The 7,394-nt window shown below is 70.8% G+C and carries 9 protein-coding genes; 1 reads left to right on the forward strand and 8 read right to left on the reverse strand.

What is annotated here, in order from left to right; genetic code table 11:
- Nucleotides 1–2 precede the first annotated feature (2 nt).
- From JJI54_RS07520 to JJI54_RS07550, 7 genes are all read right to left on the reverse strand, one after another.
- Nucleotides 3–1,478, reverse strand: a complete 1,476-nt coding sequence (locus tag JJI54_RS07520) for a phage portal protein (protein WP_203072256.1) — start codon at nucleotides 1,476–1,478, stop codon at nucleotides 3–5.
- Nucleotides 1,478–1,714, reverse strand: coding sequence for a phage head-tail joining protein (locus tag JJI54_RS07525; protein ID WP_203072257.1), 237 nt, complete (start codon nucleotides 1,712–1,714; stop codon nucleotides 1,478–1,480). The genes JJI54_RS07520 and JJI54_RS07525 overlap by 1 nt, the downstream gene beginning before the upstream one ends.
- Nucleotides 1,714–3,171 (reverse strand): hypothetical protein, encoded by a 1,458-nt coding sequence (locus JJI54_RS07530; RefSeq protein ID WP_203072258.1) that lies wholly within the window; start codon nucleotides 3,169–3,171, stop codon nucleotides 1,714–1,716. The genes JJI54_RS07525 and JJI54_RS07530 overlap by 1 nt, the downstream gene beginning before the upstream one ends.
- A 102-nt stretch (nucleotides 3,172–3,273) precedes the next feature.
- Nucleotides 3,274–5,187, reverse strand: a complete 1,914-nt coding sequence (locus JJI54_RS07535) for a phage terminase large subunit family protein (protein ID WP_203072259.1) — start codon at nucleotides 5,185–5,187, stop codon at nucleotides 3,274–3,276.
- 25 nt (nucleotides 5,188–5,212) lie between these two features.
- Nucleotides 5,213–5,728: a MerR family transcriptional regulator gene (locus JJI54_RS07540; RefSeq protein ID WP_203072260.1), complete on the reverse strand. Its 516-nt coding sequence runs from the start codon at nucleotides 5,726–5,728 to the stop codon at nucleotides 5,213–5,215.
- Between the two features lie 42 nt (nucleotides 5,729–5,770).
- Nucleotides 5,771–6,058 carry a hypothetical protein gene (locus JJI54_RS07545; protein WP_203072261.1) on the reverse strand — a complete coding sequence of 96 codons (288 nt, stop codon included), beginning with the start codon at nucleotides 6,056–6,058 and terminating at the stop codon, nucleotides 5,771–5,773.
- Between the two features lie 5 nt (nucleotides 6,059–6,063).
- Entirely contained in the window at nucleotides 6,064–6,315 is a 252-nt protein-coding gene (locus JJI54_RS07550) for a hypothetical protein (protein WP_203072262.1), read from the reverse strand.
- A 197-nt stretch (nucleotides 6,316–6,512) separates the two neighbouring features.
- Between JJI54_RS07550 and JJI54_RS07555 the strand changes: the two genes are divergently transcribed.
- Nucleotides 6,513–6,743 (forward strand): hypothetical protein, encoded by a 231-nt coding sequence (locus JJI54_RS07555; RefSeq protein ID WP_203072263.1) that lies wholly within the window; start codon nucleotides 6,513–6,515, stop codon nucleotides 6,741–6,743.
- A gap of 17 nt (nucleotides 6,744–6,760) precedes the next feature.
- On the opposite strand, the gene JJI54_RS31940 is transcribed toward JJI54_RS07555, so the two are convergent.
- Nucleotides 6,761–7,394: DUF3489 domain-containing protein (locus tag JJI54_RS31940; protein WP_226381412.1), on the reverse strand; the 634-nt coding region annotated here is incomplete at its 5' end.

Below are 7,394 nucleotides of genomic sequence, written 5' to 3' on the forward strand. Positions count from 1 at the left end.
TCTCAGCCTTGCGGTTGCGGGTCGGGTCGGGCGGGCGCCGCAGCGCCGGTGGCGGCGATTTCGATGGCGGCCAGCTGTGCCGCATCCTGGGCCGCGCCCGATTTGGCGACGCGACGCGGATCGGTGTCGAGCGACAGCCCGGCATCATCCAGCAGCGCATGCGCCTCGCGGATCATCTCGACCGCCTGGCGGAAGTCGTAGCCAAATGCGCCGACCGCCTCGGGTTGCGGGACAAAGCCTGCGCGCACCTGGGCGATCAGCGCCGTAGTGTCCTTCAGCGGGTCGATCATCTCGTGGGCCGGCGGCACATGGGATACGCCGTCGGGGATGTCGGTGCCCCACAGCCCGAGCAGCGCGCCCTGGGCGTGAAAGCGCTCGGCGATAGGCCGCACCAGCATCGGGATCAGCATGCCGTACTGGACCTGCTCGCAGAGCCGGCGGAACTCGATCTTGCCGGCCCGCAGGCTGGAGTAGTTGGCCTGGGTGAGGTCGCCCGAAACCTGGTCATAGGTCAGGCCGGCGCCGACGGACGCCGCCTCCAGGGCGCGCCGCGCGAAGGCGGTGTGGCTGCCGCCGCCAGAGGGATTCACCACCTCCACCGATCCCATACCGCGCCGATAGAGGATCATCCCCGGCTCAAAGCTCTCCACCGTCCGCCCCTGCGCATCGCGCAGCAGCCCGGCGGCGGGGCCGGTGAGCGTCTCGTCACCCTCCTCGGTCACGACCGCGGCCAGGCAGGCCTCGATCTTGGCCTTCATCAGCAAAGCGGCCTCATAGTCGCCGAGATCACGCAGCCGAGTCAGGACCGGCGCCAGCCAGGAGACGTCCCGGAGCTGCCCCGGCCGGCGCTTGCGGTAGATGTGCAGCACGTCCGCCGCCGGATGCCGCTCACTGCTCAGCCACGTCGCGCCCGGCAGCAGCCAGGAGGCGCCGGGGTGCAAGCGATGCAGCCAATAGCCGATCGGCTGGCCGGCCTCGCCCAGCGCGATCCCCTGGATGGTCGGCGCGCCCTCCACCAGGCCGGTGCGGGCGGTGTCGAGATGGTCGCTCTCCAGCACCTGGAGTTGCAGCCCGATGGGGTTGGCGGGCGTCGGCTGCACGGCGATGAAGCGCAGGAAGCACTCACCGCTCTCGACCACCGCGCGCATGACAAGCGCCTGCAGCCCATAAAGGTCCAGCAGCCCCTCGGCGTCGCATTGCGTGCTCTCCGCCCAGCGGCGCCAGGCATCGGCGTGCGGTTTGTCCGGCCAGCGCGTGGTGATGCCGGCGCCGACAGCATTGCCGGTCCAGAGATCCACCATGCGCGTGGCGTAGGGGTCATTGCGCACGGCATCGCGGGCACGACGGGCGACGGTGGCGGCGGCCGCACCCACCTCCGCCGTGGCGCTGCTGCCCGACGCCGCCCAGCTGGAGGCGCGGCTGTCCTGCGCCGCGTCATAGCCGCGGATCGCCTGCCAGACATTGCGCCAACGGCCCATCACCTGGTTCCCTCGCGGGAGAAGCTGGCCAGGGTCATGCTCGGCCGGCGCGCGCTGGTGGTCTCGGCGCCCCGCAGCACCGCCAGCGCGCGGCCGAGTTCCTCCAGGCTGCGATACTCGATGGTGCGCCCGTCGAAGGTCACGCGCGTGGTGCCGCCGGTATAGGCGCTGGCAAGCACAGCAGCGCGGCTGCCAGCGGGCTGCGCCAGCGCCCAGGCGAGAACGGCCGGGTCCATCAGCTCATCGCCTCGGTGTAGAGGATCGAGGCGGCGACATTGGCCGTGCCCGTGAAGCTGGTCGCCACGAGCGACAGCGTGTCGGGCGTATTGCCGAGGATGCTGGTGCCGAGCGCCTGGATCTGCCGCAGGTCGAAGGCCTGCACCCCCTGGCCGCCCGCCGGCGTGTAGCACGAGAAGACCACCTGGCCGCCGGTGATCGTCGCCGCCGCGGTGTCCTGCTGCGAGAGGCTGGCGCCACCGAGGTCGGTCCATGACGGGGTGGCGGGGGTGCCGTTCAGAACCAGCTCGAAGAAGCCGCCCGCATCGCTGCTGATGATCAGCTGCTGCGGCACCAGCTGGCCACGGTTCGCGACGCCGATCTGGTAGGTGGTCCCCGCGGCGGGCGCCGTGCCGAACGGCGAGGCGCTCAGGGTCAGCGGGTTGTCGCAGGTCAGCACGGTGGCGGTGTTGCTGACGATCCGCGCCATCTGCCCCGCGCCGGTGCCGCCGGTGAGCAGCAGGTAGCGGCCCCGGAACTGGTTGTTGGTCCAGCCCGCGCCGGTCCGCGTCAGCGAACCCACGGCGCCGGCCGTGGCGGTATTGCCCTCGTCGATCACGGCCATGGATCGCAGGCGCGAGGAGAGGATCGGCCGCCGGGTGGTGACCGCGACGCGTGTCGCATTCGCGTGCGGGAAGGTGAAGCCGCGCTGCTCATCGAAGCCGCCCTCGACGACGACCGAGACGCCCCAATGCCAGAAATCGGCATTGGTGTTCGGCGTGCCGGTGCGGCGGATTTCATAGCGGCAGGGCAGATTGCCGGTGCGCGACCAGGGCAGGATCTGGCCGGCGACATTGGCGCTGTCGAAGGCGTGGCACCAGAGCAGCTTGCCCGCGACGATGAAGCCCAGCCGCGCGCGGCCGGCGCCATACCAGGCGTAGTCCATCACCGCCATCTGGATGCGCGAGAAGTCGAGCGCCCGCCCGCTCCGGCCGGTGCCGTTCAGCCTGTCGAGCGTCCAATCAGCCTGGGCGATGCGGGTGTCGACCACGCCATTGCCGGTGTTCGCGCGCCGCACGGCCCAGAGGCCGGTGCTGTCCTGCTCGAAGAAGACGCCATTGTCGGAATCGAACATGCCGACGCGGCGGATCACGTTCGCGGTCGGAGCGCCGAACAGTACGGCGGCGGAGGCGTAGATGCCCTTGCTCGGCTGGTAGCGGAAATAGGGTTTCGACTGGCGCATCGCCAGATCGCCATTGGCGGCGACGCGCATGAGGACGCCGCCGGCCTGGGGCTGATGCGCGATGGTGGCGGTGCCGGCGGTGAAGTTCTCCCAACGCAGCGGCTGCATGCCGTATTCGAAATCGACGTCGTAGACGTTCTGGCCGCGCGCGATCTTGAGGCGGCCTGAGGGGTCGAGCATGGCGTCGGCAAAGGCGATGGGCGGGACGCCCCAGTCCTGGTCGGCGATGAGCATGGGGCGTCTCCGCGTGTGTGGTTGCAGGCCGGGGAGTTGAACCCCGCCGGTCCCGGGTATGAGCCGGGCGAGGCCACCGGGCCTCCCGCCTGCGTCGGTGTGTCAGCGCAGCCAGTTGCCGCGGGGTGCGAGCCAGCCGCGGGGACGTTGGGTGTCTGGCAGTTGTGCCGGCGCGGCCTGCAATGGCGGCGGCGGGTCAGCGACATTCCCAGCGGCGGGAACCTCGCTCGGCCGCAGCGGAGCATCGGCGATCTGGTCGCGCAGTTGCTGCCAGAAGCGATCGCCGTAGCGGTCGGCGCCCAACAGCCAGAGCGCCGCGCGAGCCAGCACCGCGCAGTCCAGCGCCTCATTCCGCTCGCGCAGCTTGGCCCATTCCTGCCGCGCGAAGCCGCGGCGATCCTTCGTGGTGCGCAGCTGCTCCGCGACCAGTTGCTTGACCCATTCGACTTCGACGCCGCGCGGCAGATGCACCCAGCCGGGCGGCAACTCCTCCGCGTCGCCGCGGCCAAGCCAGAGCCGGCGATAGAGATCGGCCTTCCATGTGGAAACCGAGACGGTCCAGAGCTTCAGGCCGCGCCGCAGCTTCTGACCGTTCACCAGCGCATCCACCGGCGTCGGGCCCTGCACGGGCTGCGCTCGGTTCCAGCCATCGATCCCCTTCGTCGGGGCGATGCGAGGATCCCGCAGGCGGCGGAGGTGGCCATAGACGGCGGCGGTGTCCCGGCCGCCCGTGTCGACGCAGAGCCGGGCGATGCGCATCGCGCCACCGCCTTGCCGAGGCCAATCGCGTGCCAGCACGCGGGCGAGTTCATCCCAGGGCTCGCGGTCCCGCGGGCTGCCGGGGATCACAACGTGATCCACGAGCCAGGACGAAAAGCCCTCCGCCCAGCCCCAGACATCGCATTCGAGGCGATCGTCCTGCACGTCGACGCCGGCAGTCAGCACCAGTGCGCCCGTGGGCACCACGCCCATCGGAAAATCTTCGCGGCGCTCGACCAGGCGCTCCCAATCCGGCGCCTCGCCCTGCTCCTGCCAAGTCTCGCCCAGGACCGTGTTCTTGAAGGTCTTGATGTCCTCCGGCTTGCCCTGCGCCGCCTCCCAATCGCGGGCGATCTGTTCCCAGGACAGCCAGCCCACCGGCGAGTAGAGCGCCGAGATGTGGAAGCCGATGGTGTGCGGATCCTGGCCTTCGGCCGTCGCGCGCCATTCGCCGCCACCGAGCATGGCGGTCTTGTCGTGCTCCTGCATGGGGTGGTCGCAGGCCGCGCAGTGATACCGCGCCGTCTCCGGCGCCCCTTTCTCCCAAATCAGCCGCTCGAACCGCAGCCACTGCATCTCCCCGCATTCGGGGCATGGCACGAAGAAGCGCCGCTGGTCGGAGGCCAGATACTCCCGCTCGATCCGGCTGCGGCCGGCGATGGTCGGCGTGCTGACCAGGAAGGCCTTGCGCCGCCAGCCGAAGGTGCGGGCGCGTGCCTCGGCCAGGGCGATGGGATCACCCTCGCCGGCGACGTCGCCAGGATAGGCATCCACCTCGTCGAGGAACAGGAACCGCGCCGTCATCGAGCGCAGTCCGACCGCGCTGTTCGCACCCGTCAGCACCAGGATGCCGCCGGGGAATTCCTTCGACAGCATGGTGTTGCCGCTGTCGCGGGCACGGGCCGGAGCAACTCTCTCCCGTAGAGCCGGCGTCTCCTCCAGCAGCGGGTCGATGCGCTGGCGAGAAAAACGCTTGGCCAGCTCCACGGTCGGCTGTACCGCCAGCGCGGGCGCCGGCACATGGTGCATGATGTAGCCGAGCCAGTTGTTGCCGCTCTCCGTGGCCCCGACCTGCGCGCCCTTCATGAACACGACGCGCCGGGCGGAATGCACCGCCGAGAGCGCATCCATCACGTCCTTCAGGTAGGGCGTGCGGCTCGTGCGCCATGGCCCCGGTTCTGCCGAGGCGCGGCTGCCGAGCATGCGATGACGCTCGGCCCATTCCGTGACGGTGAGCTGCGGCGGCGGGCGCAGCATGGCGCCGACACGCCGACGCACATGCTCACGGCTGCGAAGACCGGTCCCCTCCGATGCCTGCTGGATCGAAGCGATCGGCCGCCTCCGTCAGCAGGTCGTTGATGTGGCTCTGCAGGATGGTCTGCAGCAGATGCGGGTCGACGCTGATCTCGGCTGCGATCAGGCCGGACACGCGGGCGGGCCAGTTCAGCAACGCGTCGCGCATGGTGCTGCCGATCTCGTCGAGCGCGGCATTGGCCTCGGTGACGTCGAGCAGGCGCCGCTTAGTCTCGTCCAGCGAGAGGCGCTGGGCTTCGACCTTCAGCGCGAGCTGCGCCACCTTCAGCCGCGCGAAGGGCGTGCCCTCGGCGCCGGCACCAGTGGCAAGCGGCGACCGCACCGGGTCGGCGGTCTCCACCAGGCGGCGACGGGTCTTGTCGATATCCCAGCTGCCGTCCGGCTCGCGGGCGATGCGGCCCGCGCGCTCGGCCTTGTGGATGGCGGTGTCGCTGACGCCGAGGCGCCGCGCGGCCTCGCGCGTGGAGGCGGTCAGTTCCGGCATGGCGGCGACCTCCCGCCGCACGAGGATGGGCTGCGCGCGTGCTTACCGGGGGCGCAGTGCGTGCTGGCGGGTAGCTTCAAAGGCGGTGATGGCGGCGGGCCAATCCAGCGCGGCGCCGTCGCCGAGCATCTGCACCGGCGCGAGGGCCACGCGCCGGCGCGACCAGTAGTTCCCGTCCATCGTGGCGAGCCAGCCGGCCAGCCCCTGCGCGGCGAGCGCCACGGCGGCAGCTTCGACCTCCGCCTCGGTGGGTGGCGCGGCGCGCCCCATCGTCACGTGCCGGCCGTCCTGCGCCAGGATGATCCAGCGGCGTTCGGAGGGCATTGCCATCACGCTCACCACGTCCGCGCGATCTGCGTGATGCTGCGGATGCGCGCGCAGGCCTTGGCGTCTAGGTCACGCATGATCTGGCGCAGCTGCGCCGTCGCTGCCTCGCGTTCCTTTCGCGGCAGCACCGCGATGATGTCTCGGGTGCTGTAGAGCAGCGACATAAGACGCTCGGCATCGCCGACTTCGGCCGCCCGGCAGATTGCGGCGATGCTACTGTCCACGCTGCGCATCAACGTCGCTGTCGTCACTCTGCTCATCGTCGTCTCCGCCTCGGCGGGGCGGGATCCCCTGCGCGTGACGGACGATTCGCGCTGTGTCGGAGCACAGCCAAGTTGAATGATCGATGTTCGTCGTGGGTTTTCGATGCACGCGCGACGCACGATGTGCATCATGGCGCGACGAGCGGAGGACAGTGCGGATGCCAGGGCAGAGTGTACCGAAGGACATCGAGAACATGGTGGAGGCGACCGCCAAGGCCATGGCGCTCGCCCAGTACCGTTGCGGCACGCCGCGCATGGTGAAGCTGTACATGGACGAGGCGCCGAAGGTGCTGCTGCTCGTCGCCATGGCAGCGAAGCGCCTGAACTGGTCGCCCGATGAATTGGTCCGCGCGCTCAAGCCGCCGAGGCGTCCGGCGGGGGGATGGGACAAGCAAGAAGACCCGCCGCAGCGCGGCGGGTCCTGATTGCGGCGTCGGTAAGGTCAGTCGGCGATGCCGTAGATGGTGAAGGAGCCCTTGGCGCCCGTCTTGTTCGGCCCGACCATCCGCTCCCGCGACTTCACCTCGACCGCGTGGCCCTTCTTCTTCAGGCCGGCGAAGAAGCCGCGCACCGTGTGCGCCGCCCAGCCCGTGGCCTCGGCGATCTGCGCGACCGTCGCCCCCTCGGGCCGGCGCAGCATGGCCAGCACCTGCTCCTGCTTCGTGCCCTCGCGCGGCTTGCGCGGCGCGCCGGACTCGCGGGTGGCGCGCGCCGGCTTCGCCAGGATTCCGCGCAGGGCTTCCATCGCGTCCGTCAGGTCGTAGCGCTGGTTGGCCTCGTCGTCCCATGCGTCGAGGACCCGCTGGGCGGCGTCGCGTAGGCTCGCGCGCGGGGCGGGCGTGGGCGCGTCCTGGGCGGCTTCCGGCGCCGGGGCGTGCTCGCCCTGCGGCGCCGGCTCCTCCGCGCCCGTGGGCGCCGTGTCGGCCACCGGCGCGGCGGCCTCCGCGGCGGCCACGCGCTCGGCGTTGCGGCGGGCGATGGCCTCGGCGCTCTGCTCGTCCTCCTCCGCCGCGTCGCCCGCGTTCGGGTCGATGCCGATGGCGCGGAGCCCCTCGTCGGTGATGCGCGCCACGATC

This window comes from Falsiroseomonas ponticola (genome assembly GCF_016805305.1).
GTDB lineage: Bacteria > Pseudomonadota > Alphaproteobacteria > Acetobacterales > Acetobacteraceae > Falsiroseomonas > Falsiroseomonas ponticola.